The organism is Chryseobacterium fluminis, assembly GCF_026314945.1.
Taxonomy (GTDB): domain Bacteria; phylum Bacteroidota; class Bacteroidia; order Flavobacteriales; family Weeksellaceae; genus Chryseobacterium; species Chryseobacterium fluminis.
In genome coordinates this window covers 3,771,440-3,795,843 of record NZ_CP111121.1, presented here as the reverse complement: position 1 = coordinate 3,795,843, position 24,404 = coordinate 3,771,440, and the positions used below count along the sequence as shown (strand labels likewise).

The window sequence follows — 24,404 nt, the reverse complement described above, 5'->3', positions numbered from 1 at the left end:
GGTTAATGCTTAATTAAGTTTTTTTTGTTTTTAGCTTTTAATAGTCCGTTGGCAATGATTGCCAAAATCATAACACCTGATGCTATATAAAATATAGAACTCATATGTTCCGATTCCCCAAAGATAAAGAAAGCTAGTATAATTCCGTAAACCGGCTCTAAATTAACTGTTAAAATTAGTGTAAAAGGCGAAATATATTTCATCAGGTTTACCGATTCCAGCATTGGGAACGCCGTAAATACACTTGCTAACAAGCATATTAACGCAATATCACGGTAACTTATTTCATTCATTTGAAAAATTTGTCCGGAAAACAGATAAATAATCATCAGAATAAACCAACCACAGAAAATCTCGTAAAAGATAATATTTCCTGAGCTTGTTTTACCAAACATTTTTCCGTTAAAAACAGAAAATATAGTCCCGAATATGGCGCAGAACACCCCATACATAATTCCTTCTTTATATTGGAATTCCGCTTTAAAAATCAATAAAATACAGGAAACGATCACCACGCCCATGACGACTTCTGAAATGTCGATTTTCCTCTTGAAAATAACCGGTTCCAGTACAGAAGCAAATAAAGTGGATAAGGAAAGACAGCTCAGTGCAATGGAAACATTAGACACTTTAATGGAATAAAAAAAACAATACCAGTGAAGAGCCATTGCAAAACCTATAGCAGCCAGCTGAAAAAATATTTTCTTTGATACTTTAATACTTTCTTTTTTAAAAACCCTGATATATATAAAGAGACATATGGCAGCAAACAGCATCCGGTAAAAAACCAGGATCTGAGCATCTGCATGAATCAGTTTTCCAAGTATTGCCGTAAACCCCCACAAAAAAACAATCAGATGCAACCTGAAAAGTGCCAATTTTTGCATATCCCCAATTCTTTGAATTTTTAACAGGCAAATTTACAAATAGCATTGACAATTCCTGTACAAAAAGTATAAATTAACGACAATTATCTTTAAACATTAAAAAACGGAGAAAAACAAAAAACCCTGAAAATTTATGCAACTTTCAGGGCCTTCAAATAATAAACTATTAAAAAAATAAACTAGGAACTTAGAGCAATATTCTGGGACTACTATCCCTATTACTCTTTGGTAAAGTTAGAAAAAATATCAGTGATTTAAAAACCTTTTTATGTTAAATATTTCACAAAAAACTGACTACCAACAAATTAAACACTTGTTTTATTTAGATTTAAAATTCTTTTAAAAATAGTATCTTTAGACGGAAAAAATTGAAATTTATGGACATCGAATTCAACAAACGGGAAGATCAGAACAGATTAAAATTATCAGAGCTTAATCGATTACTTGCTGAAATCAGAAAAGGCGGTGGAGAAAAGAGGCTTCAAAAGCTTCGTGATGAAGGAAAAATGACAGCAAGAGAAAGAATAGAATATCTTCTTGATAAAAATTCAGATTCCATAGAAATAGGAGCTTTCGCAGGATTTGAAATGTACGAGGAACATGGCGGATGTCCAAGCGGTGGTGTTGTGATTGTGATCGGCTATGTTTCCGGAAGGCAGTGTATCGTTGTTGCCAATGATGCTTCTGTAAAAGCTGGGGCCTGGTTCCCAATTACAGGGAAAAAAAATCTCAGAGCCCAGGAAATTGCCATGGAAAATAAGCTTCCTATTATTTATCTGGTAGACTCTGCAGGGGTATATCTTCCGATGCAGGATGAAATATTTCCGGATAAAGAGCATTTCGGCAGAATTTTCAGGAACAATGCCAAGATGAGCGCTATGGGAATCCTCCAGATTTCAGCTGTAATGGGTAGTTGTGTAGCTGGTGGTGCTTACCTTCCTATTATGAGCGACGAAGCGATGATCGTGGATAAAACAGGCTCTATTTTCCTGGCTGGAAGCTACCTGGTAAAAGCAGCCATCGGAGAGAGTATTGATAATGAAACTCTAGGCGGTGCTACCACACACTGTTCTATTTCCGGAGTTACTGATTATAAGGCAAAAGATGATAAGGATGCTTTAGACAGGATTAAAAATATTATGAAGTCAACCGGCAGTACGGAAAAAGCTGGTTTTGACAGAATTGAAAGTTTTCCTCCAAAAGAAAAATCAGAGAATATATTTGGAATTATGCCTGTATCCAGAGCCGAACAGTATGATACCTATGAAATTATAAAATGTCTGGTAGATAACTCAGAATATGAAGAATATAAAGCTGATTATGGGAAAAGTATTATCTGTGCAACAGCAAGGATTGATGGCTGGTCCGTAGGAATCGTTGCTAATCAGAGAAAGCTGGTAAAGAGCGGAAAAGGCGAAATGCAGTTTGGAGGGGTCATCTATTCTGATTCTGCAGACAAGGCGACAAGATTTATTGCTAACTGTAATCAACGTAAAATTCCACTTGTGTTTCTGCAGGATGTCACAGGTTTTATGGTAGGTTCAAAATCTGAGCATGGAGGGATTATCAAAGATGGGGCAAAAATGGTAAATGCGGTATCCAATTCCGTAGTCCCTAAATTCACCATCATTACAGGAAATTCATATGGGGCAGGAAATTATGCGATGTGTGGAAAGGCTTACGATCCCAGACTTATAGTAGCTTGGCCATGGGCAGATCTTGCGGTTATGGGGGGAGCCCAGGCAGCTAAGGTACTCGCCCAAATTCAAGAATCGACATTAAAGAAGCAGGGAAAAGAAATTACGGAAGAAGAACACAATGAGATATTGGATACAATCTCAAAAAAATACCAGAAGCAAACAGAATCTACGTACGCTGCAGCAAGATTATGGACTGATGCCATTATCAATCCGGTAGATACCAGAAAATGGATCTCTATGGGGATAGAAGCGGCAAATCATTCTCCTATAACAGAAAAATTTAATTTAGGCGTTATTCAGGTATGATAATTCTGAAACAAAATACTCCAGCTTTAGCCTTACTTCCTGTAAGGCTTTTTTATTGTAAATATATTTGAATAACAAAAAATATATTGTCTCAACCAAATACTTTAAGCTACTAAACATCTCAGTGTTTTATGTTGACGAACCAACTCAAGAAAGAGGTTTTGCAATAGCTATTTTAATTTTAGGCTAAAGCCAGGTTAGTGGTATTTAATAGATATTGGCTAAACCTGTTTCTATTGATGGAGATCGGTCTGAAGAAGGAAGCTACTGGACAGTAGGCAATAGACGGTGTAGGCAGTAGGGCGAAGATAATTTTTTGGGGATTGTCCAATTAGGTGACCCTTAAAAAAAGAAATTTTCTTGATATGATATCTCAAGTCTAGTGTCTTGTGTCTGAGATCTTCTGGTTATAAAACGAAAAAAGTCTCATACAAATGAATGTATGAGACTTTTAATAAAAACTGGCGGCGACCTACTCTCCCGCTTGTCGCAGTACCATCGGCGCTGGTGGGCTTAACTTCTGTGTTCGGAATGGGAACAGGTGAGCCCCACCGCTAAAACCACCCTAAATAAGGTATATCTTGTATCATGTCGGTTGTAATAGGTACCATGTATTGACATGATACTTTTTACTTTTTACATTTTACAAATTTTATCGGTAAATTTCATCACAAAGGCAAAACCAGTTCTGCACTTATAAGCACTTGTCTTATTATTAATTAATTAAAGTTAAGATTATAGCAACCAATAGGCTATAAATCTACGGGTAATTAGTACTACTCGGCTATGCTGTTACCAACTTTACACCTGTAGCCTATCAACGTTGTCATCTCCAACGACCCTTAAAAGATGTCTCATCTTGAGGCGAGTTTCGCACTTATATGCTTTCAGTGCTTATCTCTTCCAAACGTAGCTACTCAGCGGTGCACCTGGCGGTACAACTGATACACCAGAGGTTTGTTCAATTCGGTCCTCTCGTACTAGAATCAAGCCCTCTCAAACATCTAACGCCCGCAATAGATAGAGACCGAACTGTCTCACGACGTTCTGAACCCAGCTCGCGTGCCACTTTAATGGGCGAACAGCCCAACCCTTGGGACCTTCTCCAGCCCCAGGATGTGACGAGCCGACATCGAGGTGCCGAACCTCCCCGTCGATGTGAGCTCTTGGGGGAGACTAGCCTGTTATCCCCGGAGTACCTTTTATCCTATGAGCGATGGCCCTTCCATACGGAACCACCGGATCACTATGTCCTGCTTTCGCACCTGATCGACTTGTAGGTCTCACAGTCAAGCACCCTTATGCCATTACACTCTACGCACGGTTACCAAGCGTGCTGAGGGTACCTTTGAAAGCCTCCGTTACTCTTTTGGAGGCGACCACCCCAGTCAAACTACCCACCACGCAATGTCCTTCTGAAAGAAGTTAGGCTCCAAGTAAGTAAAGGGTGGTATTTCAACGTTGACTCCACAAACACTAGCGTGCCTGCTTCAAAGTCTCCCACCTATCCTACACATTACTTACTCAAAGTCAATACGAAGTTATAGTAAAGGTTCACAGGGTCTTTTCGTCCCATTGCGGGTAATCGGCATCTTCACCGATACTACAATTTCACCGAGCTCGTGGCTGAGACAGTGCCCAGATCGTTACACCATTCGTGCAGGTCGGAACTTACCCGACAAGGAATTTCGCTACCTTAGGACCGTTATAGTTACGGCCGCCGTTTACTGGGGCTTCAGTCAAACGCTTCGGTTACCCTAACGCCCTTCCTTAACCTTCCAGCACCGGGCAGGTGTCAGACCCTATACAGCATCTTTCGATTTAGCAGAGTCCTGTGTTTTTGATAAACAGTCGCCTGGGCCTCTTCACTGCGGCCAGCATTGCTGCTGGCGTCTCTTCTTCCGAAGTTACGAGACTATTTTGCCTAGTTCCTTAGCCACGACTCACTCGAGCACCTTAGGATTCTCTCCTCGACCACCTGTGTCGGTTTTGGTACGGGTTGCTTCACTTCGGCTTTTCTTGGATCCGATTTCACTATAACAGCTTCGCCCGAAGGCTAGGCCTTGACACTTCCGTCCGTCTTCAATAGCTACGTCGAACCGTCCCCTTTTTAGTGTGAGCAAGTATGGGAATATTAACCCATTGTCCATCCACTACCCCTTTCGGGTTCGCGTTAGGTCCCGACTAACCCTCAGCTGATTAGCATGGCTGAGGAAACCTTAGTCTTTCGGTGAGGGGGTTTCTCGCCCCCTTTATCGTTACTTATGCCTACATTTTCTTTTCTATCCGCTCCACAATACCTCACGATACTGCTTCGGCGCAAATAGAATGCTCTCCTACCAGATATAATAAAATTATAAATCCATAGCTTCGGTAATATGTTTATGCCCGATTATTATCCATGCCGGACCGCTCGACTAGTGAGCTGTTACGCACTCTTTAAATGAATGGCTGCTTCCAAGCCAACATCCTAGCTGTCAATGCAGTCCAACCGCGTTGCTTCAACTTAACATATATTTGGGGACCTTAGCTGTTGGTCTGGGTTCTTTCCCTCTCGGACATGGACCTTAGCACCCATGCCCTCACTGCCGCAGAACATTTATTAGCATTCGGAGTTTGTCAGGAATTGGTAGGCGATGAAACCCCCGCATCCAATCAGTAGCTCTACCTCTAATAAACTTTATTGCGACGCTGCACCTAAATGCATTTCGGAGAGTACGAGCTATCTCCCAGTTTGATTGGCCTTTCACCCCTACCCACAGGTCATCCGAAGACTTTTCAACGTCAACCGGTTCGGTCCTCCACTCTGTGTTACCAGAGCTTCAACCTGCCCATGGGTAGATCACAAGGTTTCGCGTCTAATCCTACTAACTATGCGCCCTATTCAGACTCGCTTTCGCTCCGGCTCCGGACCTGAAGTCCTTAACCTCGCTAGTAAAATTAACTCGTAGGCTCATTATGCAAAAGGCACGCCGTCACCCAACTTGTGGGCTCCGACCGCTTGTAGGCGTACGGTTTCAGGTTCTATTTCACCCTTCTATTCGAAGTGCTTTTCACCTTTCCTTCACAGTACTTGTTCACTATCGGTCTTTCAGGAGTATTTAGCCTTGGAGGATGGTCCCCCCATATTCAGACAGGATTTCACGTGTCCCGCCCTACTCATTTATCATCAAAATATACCTTTCGAATACCGGGCTATCACCGTCTATGGCCGCACTTTCCAGTACGTTCTTCTAAATATATAAAGACTTTTGGGCTAATCCGCTTTCGCTCGCCACTACTTACGGAATCTCTTCGATTTCTTTTCCTCCGGGTACTTAGATGTTTCAGTTCTCCGGGTTTGCTTCTTAATGTAAACATCAAGATGACATGTCTTCAACATGACGGGTTGCCCCATTCGGACATCTCGGGATCTATTCGTGTGTGCCAATCCCCCGAGCTTTTCGCAGCTTACCACGTCCTTCTTCGCCTCTGAAAGCCTAGGCATCCGCCATACGCCCTTAACGATTTCTTTCCTATTTTTAGGTTACTCAAGCACTTATAAGTGCTCGGTTTTCTCTTTGTGATGTCTTTACCGTTAATGTCAATGATCTTAAATCTTGTAATCATGTAATCCCGAAATATGTACTAATGACGGCTCCGTCATTATGTAGAATATACATTTCCGTAAAATTACCCTCATACATTGTACGTATGTACTTATCGTACACCATACAATACGTGGAGAATAAGGGAGTCGAACCCTTGACCTCCTGCGTGCAAGGCAGGCGCTCTAGCCAGCTGAGCTAATTCCCCCTCTAGTCAGAAATTTTAAATTCTAAATGATAAATTTTAAATGAAAACAATATGTTATAATCTAAAATCTATAATTTAAAATCTGCAATTCCCTTCAATTAGTAGTCTCGGGCAGGCTCGAACTGCCGACCTCTACATTATCAGTGTAGCGCTCTAACCAGCTGAGCTACGAGACTTCGTTATAATTTTAAATCTTAAATTGAAAATTTTAAATAACTTTTAAATCTAAAATTTATAATTTACAATCTAAAATCTCTTGTTCCCTGTTACTAATCTCTAGTGGGTGTGTATTTTTAATATATTTATAAGCAAGGGTGGGTAAGGAGTATTTTTTTAACGATCCAATTACCTGGCTCTTTTTACTTTTACCTTTTTACCTATAAATCAACCAAATAAAAAACTAAAGCTTTGCTTTAAGTAAGTGCATGGTACATTGAAGTACCTTAATTTTGTTTATTCTCGTCCGAAAACGAGACTCTAAAATGAGATGTTCCAGCCGCACCTTCCGGTACGGCTACCTTGTTACGACTTAGCCCTAGTTACCTGTTTTACCCTAGGCAGCTCCTGTTACGGTCACCGACTTCAGGTACCCCAGACTTCCATGGCTTGACGGGCGGTGTGTACAAGGCCCGGGAACGTATTCACCGCGCCATGGCTGATGCGCGATTACTAGCGATTCCAGCTTCATAGAGTCGAGTTGCAGACTCCAATCCGAACTGAGACCGGCTTTCGAGATTTGCATCACATCGCTGTGTAGCTGCCCTCTGTACCGGCCATTGTATTACGTGTGTGGCCCAAGGCGTAAGGGCCGTGATGATTTGACGTCATCCCCACCTTCCTCTCTACTTGCGTAGGCAGTCTCACTAGAGTCCCCAACTTAATGATGGCAACTAGTGACAGGGGTTGCGCTCGTTGCAGGACTTAACCTAACACCTCACGGCACGAGCTGACGACAACCATGCAGCACCTTGAAAATTGCCCGAAGGAAGGTCTATTTCTAAACCGATCAATTCCCATTTAAGCCTTGGTAAGGTTCCTCGCGTATCATCGAATTAAACCACATAATCCACCGCTTGTGCGGGCCCCCGTCAATTCCTTTGAGTTTCATTCTTGCGAACGTACTCCCCAGGTGGCTAACTTATCACTTTCGCTTAGTCTCTGAAGCATAAAGCCCCAAAAACGAGTTAGCATCGTTTACGGCGTGGACTACCAGGGTATCTAATCCTGTTCGCTCCCCACGCTTTCGTCCATCAGCGTCAGTTAAGACATAGTGACCTGCCTTCGCAATTGGTGTTCTAAGTAATATCTATGCATTTCACCGCTACACTACTTATTCCAGCCACTTCTACCTTACTCAAGACCTGCAGTATCAATGGCAGTTTCACAGTTGAGCTGTGAGATTTCACCACTGACTTACAGATCAGCCTACGGACCCTTTAAACCCAATAAATCCGGATAACGCTTGCACCCTCCGTATTACCGCGGCTGCTGGCACGGAGTTAGCCGGTGCTTATTCGTATAGTACCTTCAGCTACTCTCACGAGAGTAGGTTTATCCCTATACAAAAGAAGTTTACAACCCATAGGGCCGTCGTCCTTCACGCGGGATGGCTGGATCAGGCGCTAACCCATTGTCCAATATTCCTCACTGCTGCCTCCCGTAGGAGTCTGGTCCGTGTCTCAGTACCAGTGTGGGGGATCACCCTCTCAGGCCCCCTAAAGATCACTGACTTGGTAGGCCGTTACCCTACCAACTATCTAATCTTGCGCGTGCCCATCTCTATCCACCGTAGTTTTCAATATCAATTGATGCCAATTAATATATTATGGGGTATTAATCTTCCTTTCGAAAGGCTATCCCCCTGATAAAGGCAGGTTGCACACGTGTTCCGCACCCGTACGCCGCTCTCTTCGTCCCGAAAGACAAATACCGCTCGGCTTGCATGTGTTAGGCCTCCCGCTAGCGTTCATCCTGAGCCAGGATCAAACTCTCCATTGTATGTTTGTTCTGACTCACTCAAAGTTTTGACGCTTTAGTTTTTCCTTACTTGGTTGTTATATTGTATTTCAATGATCTCTATTCTTCCGCTCCTACTTTAGCTAATTTCTGTCGTTTCGCTTTATCGTATTTGCGTGTGCAAAAGTAAAAATAAATTTCTAATTGACCAAATGTTTTCTTAAGAAAATTTAAAGTTTTTTGTTAACCCTAATCCCCTCTCAAAACCTCAATCCTTCTACTCCTGCGCTCCCGTTTTACCGGACTGCAAAGATACTAAAAAATTTAAACTCCGCAACTTTATCATCTAAAAATTAAAAAGTTTTTATCTCATGTATCCGTAGATATCAGTTTTATATTCTCCGCTCCTTAAAGCTCTTCTGCGCTACTGAACTACTCCTGGTTTTTCAGTGCCGCAAAAGTACACCCTTTATCCTATACCATCCTAATTTATTTAACATAATATTAATATGGAAGGGCTATTGTGGAAAACTTATTGATATAAGATACTGATATCATTGACCTTAAAAGTCTTTTTATATTTACTCACATTAACTCAATGTTTTCTGAACTATTTACTAAGGCTCTGTTTTACTACTCTTCATAGCAGTTGGCAGTTGGTAGTTAGCAATTAGCGATTAGCGATTAGCGGTTAGCGGTTAGCGGTTAGCGGTTAGCGATTAGCGATTAGCGATTAGCGGTTAGCGGTTAGCGGTTAGCGGTTAGCGGTTAGCGGTTAGCGGTTAGCGGTTAGCGGTTAGCGGTTAGCGGTTAGCGGTTAGCGGTTAGCGGTTAGCGGTTAGCGATTAGCGATTAGCGATTAGCGATTAGCGATTAGCGATTAGCGATTAGCGATTAGCGATTAGCGATTAGCGATTAGCGATTAGCGATTAGCGATTAGCGATTAGCGATTAGCGATTAGCGATTAGCGATTAGCGATTAGCGATTAGCGATTAGCGATTAGCGATTAGCGATTAGCGATTAGCGATTAGCGATTAGCGATTAGCGATTAGCGATTAGCGATTAGCGATTAGCGATTAGCGATTAGCGATTAGCGATTAGCGATTAGCGATTAGCGATTAGCGATTAGCGATTAGCGATTAGCGATTAGCGATTAGCGATTAGCGATTAGCGATTAGCGATTAGCGATTAGCGATTAGCGATTAGCGATTAGCGATTAGCGATTAGCGATTAGCGATTAGCGATTAGCGATTAGCGATTAGCGATTAGCGATTAGCGATTAGCGATTAGCGATTAGCGATTAGCGATTAGCGATTAGCGATTAGCGATTAGCGATTAGCGATTAGCGATTAGCGATTAGCGATTAGCGATTAGCGATTAGCGATTAGCGATTAGCGATTAGCGATTAGCGATTAGCGATTAGCGATTAGCGATTAGCGATTAGCGATTAGCGATTAGCGATTAGCGATTAGCGATTAGCGATTAGCGATTAGCGATTAGCGATTAGCGATTAGCGATTAGCGATTAGCGATTAGCGATTAGCGATTAGCGATTAGCGATTAGCGATTAGCGATTAGCGATTAGCGATTAGCGATTAGCGATTAGCGATTAGCGATTAGCGAAATTAATTCATATAAAGCACATCCAAGAAAATCACAGAATATTTTTGCCGAAATTTTTTATAATTTGCAATTAACTGACAGGGAAAGTAAATGGGTAGAGCGTATTTTTTAGATGTTTCTTTAGGGTGCCTGTTTAATTAAATCTTCAAGGTTTTAAAAACCTTGAAGATGGGAATGGTGGTTCTATTTGGGTTTCCGGATAGGTATAAAAATTCTCACGGATGTCTACTCGGAATATATTTTTTAATATGGGAAGAGTTTACCATGTATTATAAAAGGTAGAACTTTTCAGACAGTTCAAAATATTATAAACGGCAAAATTTTGTGGATCATGGAAGTCGGTCTGAAGCAGGAAGCTTTGGCAGTAGGCAGTAGGAAAGATAAATCTTTTGGGATTGCCTATTAGGTTACCCTTAAAAAAGCAATTCTTCATTTCATGTCCCATGTCTGAGATCTCAAGTCTCCAGGCTGATATCCGATGTCTGATATCTGAGATCTCAAGTCTTATGTCTAACATCTAATATCTCATGTCTGAGATCTTGTGTCTGAGATCTCCTGGTTATAAAACGAAAAAAGTCTCATACAAATGAATGTATGAGACTTTTAATAAAAAACTGGCGGCGACCTACTCTCCCGCTTGTCGCAGTACCATCGGCGCTGGTGGGCTTAACTTCTGTGTTCGGAATGGGAACAGGTGAGCCCCACCGCTAAAACCACCCTAAATAAGGTATATCTTGTATCATGTCGGTTGTAATAGGTACCATGTATTGACATGATACTTTTTACTTTTTACATTTTACAAATTTTATCGGTAAATTTCATCACAAAGGCAAAACCAGTTCTGCACTTATAAGCACTTGTCTTATTATTAATTAATTAAAGTTAAGATTATAGCAACCAATAGGCTATAAATCTACGGGTAATTAGTACTACTCGGCTATGCTGTTACCAACTTTACACCTGTAGCCTATCAACGTTGTCATCTCCAACGACCCTTAAAAGATGTCTCATCTTGAGGCGAGTTTCGCACTTATATGCTTTCAGTGCTTATCTCTTCCAAACGTAGCTACTCAGCGGTGCACCTGGCGGTACAACTGATACACCAGAGGTTTGTTCAATTCGGTCCTCTCGTACTAGAATCAAGCCCTCTCAAACATCTAACGCCCGCAATAGATAGAGACCGAACTGTCTCACGACGTTCTGAACCCAGCTCGCGTGCCACTTTAATGGGCGAACAGCCCAACCCTTGGGACCTTCTCCAGCCCCAGGATGTGACGAGCCGACATCGAGGTGCCGAACCTCCCCGTCGATGTGAGCTCTTGGGGGAGACTAGCCTGTTATCCCCGGAGTACCTTTTATCCTATGAGCGATGGCCCTTCCATACGGAACCACCGGATCACTATGTCCTGCTTTCGCACCTGATCGACTTGTAGGTCTCACAGTCAAGCACCCTTATGCCATTACACTCTACGCACGGTTACCAAGCGTGCTGAGGGTACCTTTGAAAGCCTCCGTTACTCTTTTGGAGGCGACCACCCCAGTCAAACTACCCACCACGCAATGTCCTTCTGAAAGAAGTTAGGCTCCAAGTAAGTAAAGGGTGGTATTTCAACGTTGACTCCACAAACACTAGCGTGCCTGCTTCAAAGTCTCCCACCTATCCTACACATTACTTACTCAAAGTCAATACGAAGTTATAGTAAAGGTTCACAGGGTCTTTTCGTCCCATTGCGGGTAATCGGCATCTTCACCGATACTACAATTTCACCGAGCTCGTGGCTGAGACAGTGCCCAGATCGTTACACCATTCGTGCAGGTCGGAACTTACCCGACAAGGAATTTCGCTACCTTAGGACCGTTATAGTTACGGCCGCCGTTTACTGGGGCTTCAGTCAAACGCTTCGGTTACCCTAACGCCCTTCCTTAACCTTCCAGCACCGGGCAGGTGTCAGACCCTATACAGCATCTTTCGATTTAGCAGAGTCCTGTGTTTTTGATAAACAGTCGCCTGGGCCTCTTCACTGCGGCCAGCATTGCTGCTGGCGTCTCTTCTTCCGAAGTTACGAGACTATTTTGCCTAGTTCCTTAGCCACGACTCACTCGAGCACCTTAGGATTCTCTCCTCGACCACCTGTGTCGGTTTTGGTACGGGTTGCTTCACTTCGGCTTTTCTTGGATCCGATTTCACTATAACAGCTTCGCCCGAAGGCTAGGCCTTGACACTTCCGTCCGTCTTCAATAGCTACGTCGAACCGTCCCCTTTTTAGTGTGAGCAAGTATGGGAATATTAACCCATTGTCCATCCACTACCCCTTTCGGGTTCGCGTTAGGTCCCGACTAACCCTCAGCTGATTAGCATGGCTGAGGAAACCTTAGTCTTTCGGTGAGGGGGTTTCTCGCCCCCTTTATCGTTACTTATGCCTACATTTTCTTTTCTATCCGCTCCACAATACCTCACGATACTGCTTCGGCGCAAATAGAATGCTCTCCTACCAGATATAATAAAATTATAAATCCATAGCTTCGGTAATATGTTTATGCCCGATTATTATCCATGCCGGACCGCTCGACTAGTGAGCTGTTACGCACTCTTTAAATGAATGGCTGCTTCCAAGCCAACATCCTAGCTGTCAATGCAGTCCAACCGCGTTGCTTCAACTTAACATATATTTGGGGACCTTAGCTGTTGGTCTGGGTTCTTTCCCTCTCGGACATGGACCTTAGCACCCATGCCCTCACTGCCGCAGAACATTTATTAGCATTCGGAGTTTGTCAGGAATTGGTAGGCGATGAAACCCCCGCATCCAATCAGTAGCTCTACCTCTAATAAACTTTATTGCGACGCTGCACCTAAATGCATTTCGGAGAGTACGAGCTATCTCCCAGTTTGATTGGCCTTTCACCCCTACCCACAGGTCATCCGAAGACTTTTCAACGTCAACCGGTTCGGTCCTCCACTCTGTGTTACCAGAGCTTCAACCTGCCCATGGGTAGATCACAAGGTTTCGCGTCTAATCCTACTAACTATGCGCCCTATTCAGACTCGCTTTCGCTCCGGCTCCGGACCTGAAGTCCTTAACCTCGCTAGTAAAATTAACTCGTAGGCTCATTATGCAAAAGGCACGCCGTCACCCAACTTGTGGGCTCCGACCGCTTGTAGGCGTACGGTTTCAGGTTCTATTTCACCCTTCTATTCGAAGTGCTTTTCACCTTTCCTTCACAGTACTTGTTCACTATCGGTCTTTCAGGAGTATTTAGCCTTGGAGGATGGTCCCCCCATATTCAGACAGGATTTCACGTGTCCCGCCCTACTCATTTATCATCAAAATATACCTTTCGAATACCGGGCTATCACCGTCTACGGCCGCACTTTCCAGTACGTTCTTCTAAATATATAAAGACTTTTGGGCTAATCCGCTTTCGCTCGCCACTACTTACGGAATCTCTTCGATTTCTTTTCCTCCGGGTACTTAGATGTTTCAGTTCTCCGGGTTTGCTTCTTGATGTAAACATCAAGATGACATGTCTTCAACATGCCGGGTTGCCCCATTCGGACATCTCGGGATCTATTCGTGTGTGCCAATCCCCCGAGCTTTTCGCAGCTTACCACGTCCTTCTTCGCCTCTGAAAGCCTAGGCATCCGCCATACGCCCTTAACGATTTCTTTCCTATTTTTAGGTTACTCAAGCACTTATAAGTGCTCGGTTTTCTCTTTGTGATGTCTTTACCGTTAATGTCAATGATCTTAAATCTTGTAATCATGTAATCCCGAAATATGTACTAATGACGGCTCCGTCATTATGTAGAATATACATTTCCGTAAAATTACCCTCATACATCATACGTATGTACTTACCGTACACCATACAATACGTGGAGAATAAGGGAGTCGAACCCTTGACCTCCTGCGTGCAAGGCAGGCGCTCTAGCCAGCTGAGCTAATTCCCCCTCTAGTAGAAATTTTAAATTCTAAATGATAAATTTTAAATGAAAACAATATGTTATAATCTAAAATCTATAATTTAAAATCTGCAATTCCCTTCAATTAGTAGTCTCGGGCAGGCTCGAACTGCCGACCTCTACATTATCAGTGTAGCGCTCTAACCAGCTGAGCTACGAGACTTCGTTATAATTTTAAATCTTAAATTGAAAATTTTAAATAACTTTTAAATCTAAAATTTATAATTTATAATCTAAAATCTCTTGTTCCCTGTTACTAATCTCTAGTGGGTGTGTATTTTTATATATATAGCAACCAAATAAAAAACTAAAGCTTCGCTTTAAGTAAGTGCATGGTACATTGAAGTACCTTAATTTTGTTTATTCTCGTCCGAAAACGAGACTCTAAAATGAGATGTTCCAGCCGCACCTTCCGGTACGGCTACCTTGTTACGACTTAGCCCTAGTTACCTGTTTTACCCTAGGCAGCTCCTGTTACGGTCACCGACTTCAGGTACCCCAGACTTCCATGGCTTGACGGGCGGTGTGTACAAGGCCCGGGAACGTATTCACCGCGCCATGGCTGATGCGCGATTACTAGCGATTCCAGCTTCATAGAGTCGAGTTGCAGACTCCAATCCGAACTGAGACCGGCTTTCGAGATTTGCATCACATCGCTGTGTAGCTGCCCTCTGTACCGGCCATTGTATTACGTGTGTGGCCCAAGGCGTAAGGGCCGTGATGATTTGACGTCATCCCCACCTTCCTCTCTACTTGCGTAGGCAGTCTCACTAGAGTCCCCAACTTAATGATGGCAACTAGTGACAGGGGTTGCGCTCGTTGCAGGACTTAACCTAACACCTCACGGCACGAGCTGACGACAACCATGCAGCACCTTGAAAATTGCCCGAAGGAAGGTCTATTTCTAAACCGATCAATTCCCATTTAAGCCTTGGTAAGGTTCCTCGCGTATCATCGAATTAAACCACATAATCCACCGCTTGTGCGGGCCCCCGTCAATTCCTTTGAGTTTCATTCTTGCGAACGTACTCCCCAGGTGGCTAACTTATCACTTTCGCTTAGTCTCTGAAGCATAAAGCCCCAAAAACGAGTTAGCATCGTTTACGGCGTGGACTACCAGGGTATCTAATCCTGTTCGCTCCCCACGCTTTCGTCCATCAGCGTCAGTTAAGACATAGTGACCTGCCTTCGCAATTGGTGTTCTAAGTAATATCTATGCATTTCACCGCTACACTACTTATTCCAGCCACTTCTACCTTACTCAAGACCTGCAGTATCAATGGCAGTTTCACAGTTGAGCTGTGAGATTTCACCACTGACTTACAGATCAGCCTACGGACCCTTTAAACCCAATAAATCCGGATAACGCTTGCACCCTCCGTATTACCGCGGCTGCTGGCACGGAGTTAGCCGGTGCTTATTCGTATAGTACCTTCAGCTACTCTCACGAGAGTAGGTTTATCCCTATACAAAAGAAGTTTACAACCCATAGGGCCGTCGTCCTTCACGCGGGATGGCTGGATCAGGCGCTAACCCATTGTCCAATATTCCTCACTGCTGCCTCCCGTAGGAGTCTGGTCCGTGTCTCAGTACCAGTGTGGGGGATCACCCTCTCAGGCCCCCTAAAGATCACTGACTTGGTAGGCCGTTACCCTACCAACTATCTAATCTTGCGCGTGCCCATCTCTATCCACCGTAGTTTTCAATATCAATTGATGCCAATTAATATATTATGGGGTATTAATCTTCCTTTCGAAAGGCTATCCCCCTGATAAAGGCAGGTTGCACACGTGTTCCGCACCCGTACGCCGCTCTCTTCGTCCCGAAAGACAAATACCGCTCGGCTTGCATGTGTTAGGCCTCCCGCTAGCGTTCATCCTGAGCCAGGATCAAACTCTCCATTGTATGTTTGTTCTGACTCACTCAAAGTTTTGACGCTTTAGTTTTTCCTTACTTGGTTGTTATATTGTATTTCAATGATCTCTATTCTTTCGCTCCTACTTAAGCTAATTTCTGTCGTTTCGCTTTATCGTATTTGCGTGTGCAAAAGTAAAAATAAATTTCTAATTGACCAAATGTTTTCTTAAGAAAATTTAAAGTTTTTTGTTAACCCTAATCCCCTCTCAAAACCTCAATCCTTCTACTCCTGCGCTCCCGTTTTACCGGACTGCAAAGATACTAAAAAATTTAAACTCCGCAACTTTTATCATCTAAAAATTAAAAAGTTTTTATCTCATGTACCGTAGGTATCAGTTCTATATTCTCCGCTCCTTAAAGCTCTTCTGCGCTACTGAACTACTCCTGGTTTTTCAGTGCCGCAAAAGTACACCCTTTATCCTATACCATCCTAATTTATTTAACATAATATTAATATGGAAGAGCTATTGTGGAAAACTCATTCAATTAACGTATTGATATGTTTAATGTTAAAAGATTTATCCAACTTACCCACATTAACTTTATATTTTCTGAACTATTACTAGGACTCTGTTTTATTACTCTTCATAGCAGTTAGCAAAATTAATTTATATACAATACATCAAAGAAAAATGTAAAATATTTTTGCCGGAAAATTTTTTATAATTTGTAGTGGGCTATCGAAAAGTAAATGGATAGAGCGTATTTTTTAGATGTTTCTTTAGGGTGCCTGTTTAATTAAATCTTCAAGGTTTTTAAAACCTTGAAGATTTGAATGACGTTGCTATTTTATTTCCGGATATGCTTAAATTTCATGGGATGTTTCCTTGGAATATTTTTTAAAATATAAAAAGGTACTTACGGTAGATTATAAATGTAATCATTTTTTTAACAGATTAAATAATATAGAACGGTAATTTTTTTTGGTAATGGAAACCGTGAAAGTGAAGCGTGGGAAAACAGGAATAACAGTAGTTTTGATTACGTATTATAACTATGATTGTATTAAGATATTCGATCAGTGACGAACGATGAAGTGGCGATTTAATTCAATAGAATAATAATCCCATCCAAACATCTGGGAGATTAAAAGGTCAGGAAATTTTTAGTGTTATAAATTAGATTTTAAGCTATGAAACAGCTTATGGTTTGTGAGGGTATCTGATGATTGGTGACATAAGGCGAAAAACTAATTTGAATCCTGCAATAAAGATTTTAATTTTAGGCTAAAGCCATTAAGCAAAGAAAATCTTTCGGGTAATTGCAAGCAGTAAATAAAAAAGGGACTTATTGGTATGCTGTCTTATATCTGTTGTCTGAAGTCTGACATCTAGTATCTAATATCTCATGTCTATCTCCTGGTTATAAAACGAAAAAAGTCTCATACAAATGAATGTATGAGACTTTTAATAAAAACTGGCGGCGACCTACTCTCCCGCTTGTCGCAGTACCATCGGCGCTGGTGGGCTTAACTTCTGTGTTCGGAATGGGAACAGGTGAGCCCCACCGCTAAAACCACCCTAAATAAGGTATATCTTGTATCATGTCGGTTGTAATAGGTACCATGTATTGACATGATACTTTTTACTTTTTACATTTTACAAATTTTATCGGTAAATTTCATCACAAAGGCAAAACCAGTTCTGCACTTATAAGCACTTGTCTTATTATTAATTAATTAAAGTTAAGATTATAGCAACCAATAGGCTATAAATCTACGGGTAATTAGTACTACTCGGCTATGCTGTTACCAACTTTACACCTGTAGCCTATCAACGTTGTCATCTCCAACGACCCTTAAAAGATGTCTCATCTTGAGGCGAGTTTCGCACTTATATGCTTTCAGTGCTTATCTCTTCCAAACGTAGCTACTCAGCGGTGCACCTGGCGGTACAACTGATACACCAGAGGTTTGTTCAATTCGGTCCTCTCGTACTAGAATCAAGCCCTCTCAAACATCTAACGCCCGCAATAGATAGAGACCGAACTGTCTCACGACGTTCTGAACCCAGCTCGCGTGCCACTTTAATGGGCGAACAGCCCAACCCTTGGGACCTTCTCCAGCCCCAGGATGTGACGAGCCGACATCGAGGTGCCGAACCTCCCCGTCGATGTGAGCTCTTGGGGGAGACTAGCCTGTTATCCCCGGAGTACCTTTTATCCTATGAGCGATGGCCCTTCCATACGGAACCACCGGATCACTATGTCCTGCTTTCGCACCTGATCGACTTGTAGGTCTCACAGTCAAGCACCCTTATGCCATTACACTCTACGCACGGTTACCAAGCGTGCTGAGGGTACCTTTGAAAGCCTCCGTTACTCTTTTGGAGGCGACCACCCCAGTCAAACTACCCACCACGCAATGTCCTTCTGAAAGAAGTTAGGCTCCAAGTAAGTAAAGGGTGGTATTTCAACGTTGACTCCACAAACACTAGCGTGCCTGCTTCAAAGTCTCCCACCTATCCTACACATTACTTACTCAAAGTCAATACGAAGTTATAGTAAAGGTTCACAGGGTCTTTTCGTCCCATTGCGGGTAATCGGCATCTTCACCGATACTACAATTTCACCGAGCTCGTGGCTGAGACAGTGCCCAGATCGTTACACCATTCGTGCAGGTCGGAACTTACCCGACAAGGAATTTCGCTACCTTAGGACCGTTATAGTTACGGCCGCCGTTTACTGGGGCTTCAGTCAAACGCTTCGGTTACCCTAACGCCCTTCCTTAACCTTCCAGCACCGGGCAGGTGTCAGACCCTATACAGCATCTTTCGATTTAGCAGAGTCCTGTGTTTTTGATAAACAGTCGCCTGGGCCTCTTCACTGCGGCCAGCATTGCTGCTGGCGTCTCTTCTTCCGAAGTTACGAGACTATTTTGCCTAGTTCCTTAGCCACGACTCACTCGAGCACCTTAGGATTCTCTCCTCGACCACCTGTGTCGGTTTTGGTACGGGTTGCTTCACTTCGGCTTTTCTTGGATCCGATTTCACTATAACAGCTTCGCCCGAAGGCTAGGCCTTGACACTTCCGTCCGTCTTCAATAGCTACGTCGAACCGTCCCCTTTTTAGTGTGAGCAAGTATGGGAATATTAACCCATTGTCCATCCACTACCCCTTTCGGGTTCGCGTTAGGTCCCGACTAACCCTCAGCTGATTAGCATGGCTGAGGAAACCTTAGTCTTTCGGTGAGGGGGTTTCTCGCCCCCTTTATCGTTACTTATGCCTACATTTTCTTTTCTATCCGCTCCACAATACCTCACGATACTGCTTCGGCGCAAATAGAATGCTCTCCTACCAGATATAATAAAATTATAAATCCATAGCTTCGGTAATATGTTTATGCCCGATTATTATCCATGCCGGACCGCTCGACTAGTGAGCTGTTACGCACTCTTTAAATGAATGGCTGCTTCCAAGCCAACATCCTAGCTGTCAATGCAGTCCAACCGCGTTGCTTCAACTTAACATATATTTGGGGACCTTAGCTGTTGGTCTGGGTTCTTTCCCTCTCGGACATGGACCTTAGCACCCATGCCCTCACTGCCGCAGAACATTTATTAGCATTCGGAGTTTGTCAGGAATTGGTAGGCGATGAAACCCCCGCATCCAATCAGTAGCTCTACCTCTAATAAACTTTATTGCGACGCTGCACCTAAATGCATTTCGGAGAGTACGAGCTATCTCCCAGTTTGATTGGCCTTTCACCCCTACCCACAGGTCATCCGAAGACTTTTCAACGTCAACCGGTTCGGTCCTCCACTCTGTGTTACCAGAGCTTCAACCTGCCCATGGGTAGATCACAAGGTTTCGCGTCTAATCCTACTAACTATGCGCCCTATTCAGACTCGCTTTCGCTCCGGCTCCGGACCTGAAGTCCTTAACCTCGCTAGTAAAATTAACTCGTAGGCTCATTATGCAAAAGGCACGCCGTCACCCAACTTGTGGGCTCCGACCGCTTGTAGGCGTACGGTTTCAGGTTCTATTTCACCCTTCTATTCGAAGTGCTTTTCACCTTTCCTTCACAGTACTTGTTCACTATCGGTCTTTCAGGAGTATTTAGCCTTGGAGGATGGTCCCCCCATATTCAGACAGGATTTCACGTGTCCCGCCCTACTCATTTATCATCAAAATATACCTTTCGAATACCGGGCTATCACCGTCTACGGCCGCACTTTCCAGTACGTTCTTCTAAATATATAAAGACTTTTGGGCTAATCCGCTTTCGCTCGCCACTACTTACGGAATCTCTTCGATTTCTTTTCCTCCGGGTACTTAGATGTTTCAGTTCTCCGGGTTTGCTTCTTAATGTAAACATCAAGATGACATGTCTTCAACATGCCGGGTTGCCCCATTCGGACATCTCGGGATCTATTCGTGTGTGCCAATCCCCCGAGCTTTTCGCAGCTTACCACGTCCTTCTTCGCCTCTGAAAGCCTAGGCATCCGCCATACGCCCTTAACGATTTCTTTCCTATTTTTAGGTTACTCAAGCACTTATAAGTGCTCGGTTTTCTCTTTGTGATGTCTTTACCGTTAATGTCAATGATCTTAAATCTTGTAATCATGTAATCCCGAAATATGTACTAATGACGGCTCCGTCATTATGTAGAATATACATTTCCGTAAAATTACCCTCATACATCATACGTATGTACTTACCGTACACCATACAATACGTGGAGAATAAGGGAGTCGAACCCTTGACCTCCTGCGTGCAAGGCAGGCGCTCTAGCCAGCTGAGCTAATTCCCCCTCTAGTAGAAATTTTAAATTCTAAATGATAAATTTTAAATGAAAACAATATGTTATAATCTAAAATCTATAATTTAAAATCTGCAATTCCCTTCAATTAGTAGTCTCGGGCAGGCTCGAACTGCCGACCTCTACATTATCAGTGTAGCGCTCTAACCAGCTGAGCTACGAGACTTCGTTATAATTTTAAATCTTAAATTGAAAATTTTAAATAACTTTTAAATCTAAAATTTATAATTTATAATCTAAAATCTCTTGTTCCCTGTTACTAATCTCTAGTGGGTGTGTATTTTTATATATATAGCAACCAAATAAAAAACTAAAGCTTCGCTTTAAGTAAGTGCATGGTACATTGAAGTACCTTAATTTTGTTTATTCTCGTCCGAAAACGAGACTCTAAAATGAGATGTTCCAGCCGCACCTTCCGGTACGGCTACCTTGTTACGACTTAGCCCTAGTTACCTGTTTTACCCTAGGCAGCTCCTGTTACGGTCACCGACTTCAGGTACCCCAGACTTCCATGGCTTGACGGGCGGTGTGTACAAGGCCCGGGAACGTATTCACCGCGCCATGGCTGATGCGCGATTACTAGCGATTCCAGCTTCATAGAGTCGAGTTGCAGACTCCAATCCGAACTGAGACCGGCTTTCGAGATTTGCATCACATCGCTGTGTAGCTGCCCTCTGTACCGGCCATTGTATTACGTGTGTGGCCCAAGGCGTAAGGGCCGTGATGATTTGACGTCATCCCCACCTTCCTCTCTACTTGCGTAGGCAGTCTCACTAGAGTCCCCAACTTAATGATGGCAACTAGTGACAGGGGTTGCGCTCGTTGCAGGACTTAACCTAACACCTCACGGCACGAGCTGACGACAACCATGCAGCACCTTGAAAATTGCCCGAAGGAAGGTCTATTTCTAAACCGATCAATTCCCATTTAAGCCTTGGTAAGGTTCCTCGCGTATCATCGAATTAAACCACATAATCCACCGCTTGTGCGGGCCCCCGTCAATTCCTTTGAGTTTCATTCTTGCGAACGTACTCCCCAGGTGGCTAACTTATCACTTTCGCTTAGTCTCTGAAGCATAAAGCCCCAAAAACGAGTTAGCATCGTTTACGGCGTGGACTACCAGGGTATCTAATCCTGTTCGCTCCCCACGCTTTCGTCCATCAGCGTCAGTTAAGACATAGTGACCTGCCTTCGCAATTGGTGTTCTAAGTAATATCTATGCATTTCACCGCTACACTACTTATTCCAGCCACTTCTACCTTACTCAAGACCTGCAGTATCAATGGCAGTTTCACAGTTGAGCTGTGAGATTTCACCACTGACTTACAGATCAGCCTACGGACCCTTTAAACCCAATAAATCCGGATAACGCTTGCACCCTCCGTATTACCGCGGCTGCTGGCACGGAGTTAGCCGGTGCTTATTCGTATAGTACCTTCAGCTACTCTCACGAGAGTAGGTTTATCCCTATACAAAAGAAGTTTACAACCCATAGGGCCGTCGTCCTTCACGCGGGATGGCTGGATCAGGCGCTAACCCATTGTCCAATATTCCTCACTGCTGCCTCCCGTAGGAGTCTGGTCCGTGTCTCAGTACCAGTGTGGGGGATCACCCTCTCAGGCCCCCTAAAGATCACTGACTTGGTAGGCCGTTACCCTACCAACTATCTAATCTTGCGCGTGCCCATCTCTATCCACCGTAGTTTTCAATATCAATTGATGCCAATTAATATATTATGGGGTATTAATCTTCCTTTCGAAAGGCTATCCCCCTGATAAAGGCAGGTTGCACACGTGTTCCGCACCCGTACGCCGCTCTCTTCGTCCCGAAAGACAAATACCGCTCGGCTTGCATGTGTTAGGCCTCCCGCTAGCGTTCATCCTGAGCCAGGATCAAACTCTCCATTGTATGTTTGTTCTGACTCACTCAAAGTTTTGACGCTTTAGTTTTTCCTTACTTGGTTGTTATATTGTATTTCAATGATCTCTATTCTTCCGCTCCTACTTTAGCTAATTTCTGTCGTTTCGCTTTATCGTATTTGCGTGTGCAAAAGTAAAAATAAATTTCTAATTGACCAAATGTTTTCTTAAGAAAATTTAAAGTTTTTTGTTAACCCTAATCCCCTCTAAAACCCTCAATCCTTCTACTCCTGCGCTCCCGTTTTACCGGACTGCAAAGATACTAAAAAATTTAAACTCCGCAACTTTTATTATCTAAAAATTAAAAAGTTTTTATCTCATGTATCCGTAGATATCAGTTTTATATTCTCCGCTCCTTAAAGCTCTTCTGCGCTACTGAACTACTCCTGGTTTTTCAGTGCCGCAAAAGTACACTCTTTATCCTATACCATCCTAATTTATTTAACATAATATTGATATTGAGTTCATATTTAAAGGTAAACAGCTGAGTGCGTGGAATATTAATTTTAGAAGTTAGAAGTTAGAAGTTAGAAGCAAAAATAATAGCTGGAAGAGAATGGGAAAGATTTTTTCTGTTATTTTTAAACCTCATAGGTTTTCAAAACCTATGAGGTTTGGGTGAACGTTTTTTCCTTATTATATATATTTTGTACTGATTGGAATGCCGGAATTGCTTTTATGCCCACTACCCTAGCCAGGATAGGAGCATTTGTCTGAGCTCATTTTCGTGAATTCGGGCGGCAAAGCCGCCCGAATTCACGAAAATAGCGAGTGCGGATAGCCTGATTAAGCTCCTGATGAAAAAGGAGAAGCCCGGAATTGCTAACCTCATCATGCAAATGTTTGTTTTGATTAAAAAAATCGTTTGATCAGGGCTTTATATATATAGTAACCCATAAGACAGCCGATCATATCTGCTACGATATCCAGAGCTTCCATCGATCTTCCGAGACCCATTTCGTTCTGAAGGATTTCGGTAAGGAAAGCATAGATAAGAATAATCTGAATGAAATAGTAAAATCTAATTTTGGGAAAGGCAGCCATAAAGCAGAATCCCAGCGCTGCGAAGATACCAAGGTGCAGAACTTTATCGATGCCGCTGAACATAAACCAATATTCATGGTTTTCTTCTCCAGGCCTGAGGAGCATATAAGTAAGAAATGCCCAATAAATGGGCAAAATCCTACTGAATATTTTTGAAATACTATCCAATGACAGCTTGGTATTCTTCTGCAGAAAGCAATTCTGAATGATCAGCACCGTCAGCAAGTTCTAATTTAATGATCCATCCGTTTCCATAAGGATCTGTATTTAACAGTTCAGGCTGAGCTTCCAACTCTGAATTAAATTCAATCACCTTTCCAGCGACTGGCAAAAATAAGTCTGAAACCGTTTTTACTGCTTCTACACTTCCGAAAACGGCTCCTCCTTCTAAATCATCATCTACTGTATCTACATCCACGTAAACGATATCTCCAAGCTCTCCCTGTGCAAAGTCTGTAATACCAATTGTAGCAACGTTACCTTCGATCTTAATCCATTCGTGATCTTTCGTGTACTTTAATTCTGATGGTGTGTTCATT

4 protein-coding genes, 6 tRNA genes and 9 rRNA genes are annotated in these 24,404 nt (G+C 43.0%); 1 reads left to right on the top strand and 18 read right to left on the bottom strand.

Going from position 1 to position 24,404, the window contains the following annotated elements:
* Positions 1–2 precede the first annotated feature (2 nt).
* Positions 3–887 (bottom strand): DMT family transporter, encoded by an 885-nt coding sequence (locus tag ODZ84_RS17385; protein ID WP_266173646.1) that lies wholly within the window; start codon positions 885–887, stop codon positions 3–5.
* A 377-nt stretch (positions 888–1,264) separates the two neighbouring features.
* Here ODZ84_RS17385 and ODZ84_RS17380 point away from each other — a divergent pair, with 377 nt between their 5' ends.
* Complete coding sequence (locus tag ODZ84_RS17380) at positions 1,265–2,893, top strand: acyl-CoA carboxylase subunit beta (RefSeq protein ID WP_266173645.1); 1,629 nt, start codon at positions 1,265–1,267, stop codon at positions 2,891–2,893.
* Between the two features lie 459 nt (positions 2,894–3,352).
* Here the strand turns inward: ODZ84_RS17380 and rrf (ODZ84_RS17375) are convergent.
* The 17 genes from rrf (ODZ84_RS17375) to gcvH form a co-directional block, all read right to left on the bottom strand.
* A 5S ribosomal RNA gene (gene rrf / locus ODZ84_RS17375) occupies positions 3,353–3,461 on the bottom strand.
* Positions 3,462–3,643: 182 nt separating this feature from the next.
* Positions 3,644–6,407 (bottom strand): 23S ribosomal RNA (locus ODZ84_RS17370).
* Between the two features lie 207 nt (positions 6,408–6,614).
* Positions 6,615–6,688: transfer RNA gene (locus tag ODZ84_RS17365), tRNA-Ala, on the bottom strand.
* Positions 6,689–6,790: 102 nt separating this feature from the next.
* Positions 6,791–6,864: transfer RNA gene (locus ODZ84_RS17360), tRNA-Ile, on the bottom strand.
* Positions 6,865–7,168: 304 nt separating this feature from the next.
* A 16S ribosomal RNA gene (locus tag ODZ84_RS17355) occupies positions 7,169–8,686 on the bottom strand.
* Together the 16S, 23S and 5S rRNA genes with 2 tRNA genes alongside form the textbook arrangement of a ribosomal RNA operon.
* 2,192 nt (positions 8,687–10,878) lie before the next feature.
* A 5S ribosomal RNA gene (gene rrf / locus ODZ84_RS17350) occupies positions 10,879–10,987 on the bottom strand.
* A 182-nt stretch (positions 10,988–11,169) separates the two neighbouring features.
* A 23S ribosomal RNA gene (locus ODZ84_RS17345) occupies positions 11,170–13,933 on the bottom strand.
* Positions 13,934–14,140: 207 nt separating this feature from the next.
* Positions 14,141–14,214 (bottom strand) — tRNA-Ala (locus ODZ84_RS17340).
* A gap of 101 nt (positions 14,215–14,315) precedes the next feature.
* Positions 14,316–14,389: transfer RNA gene (locus ODZ84_RS17335), tRNA-Ile, on the bottom strand.
* A gap of 224 nt (positions 14,390–14,613) precedes the next feature.
* Positions 14,614–16,131: ribosomal RNA gene (locus ODZ84_RS17330) — 16S ribosomal RNA — on the bottom strand.
* A gap of 1,426 nt (positions 16,132–17,557) precedes the next feature.
* Positions 17,558–17,666, bottom strand: a 5S ribosomal RNA gene (gene rrf, locus ODZ84_RS17325).
* A 182-nt stretch (positions 17,667–17,848) separates the two neighbouring features.
* A 23S ribosomal RNA gene (locus ODZ84_RS17320) occupies positions 17,849–20,612 on the bottom strand.
* Positions 20,613–20,819: 207 nt separating this feature from the next.
* Positions 20,820–20,893 (bottom strand) — tRNA-Ala (locus ODZ84_RS17315).
* Between the two features lie 101 nt (positions 20,894–20,994).
* Positions 20,995–21,068, bottom strand: a tRNA-Ile gene (locus tag ODZ84_RS17310).
* Positions 21,069–21,292: 224 nt separating this feature from the next.
* Positions 21,293–22,810: ribosomal RNA gene (locus ODZ84_RS17305) — 16S ribosomal RNA — on the bottom strand.
* A gap of 863 nt (positions 22,811–23,673) precedes the next feature.
* Entirely contained in the window at positions 23,674–24,000 is a 327-nt protein-coding gene (locus ODZ84_RS17300) for a VanZ family protein (RefSeq protein WP_266173644.1), read from the bottom strand.
* A 25-nt stretch (positions 24,001–24,025) separates the two neighbouring features.
* A complete protein-coding gene (gene gcvH / locus ODZ84_RS17295) occupies positions 24,026–24,403 on the bottom strand; it encodes a glycine cleavage system protein GcvH (protein ID WP_266173643.1) in 378 nt (125 codons plus the stop codon).
* Between the last annotated feature and the right edge of the window lies 1 nt (position 24,404).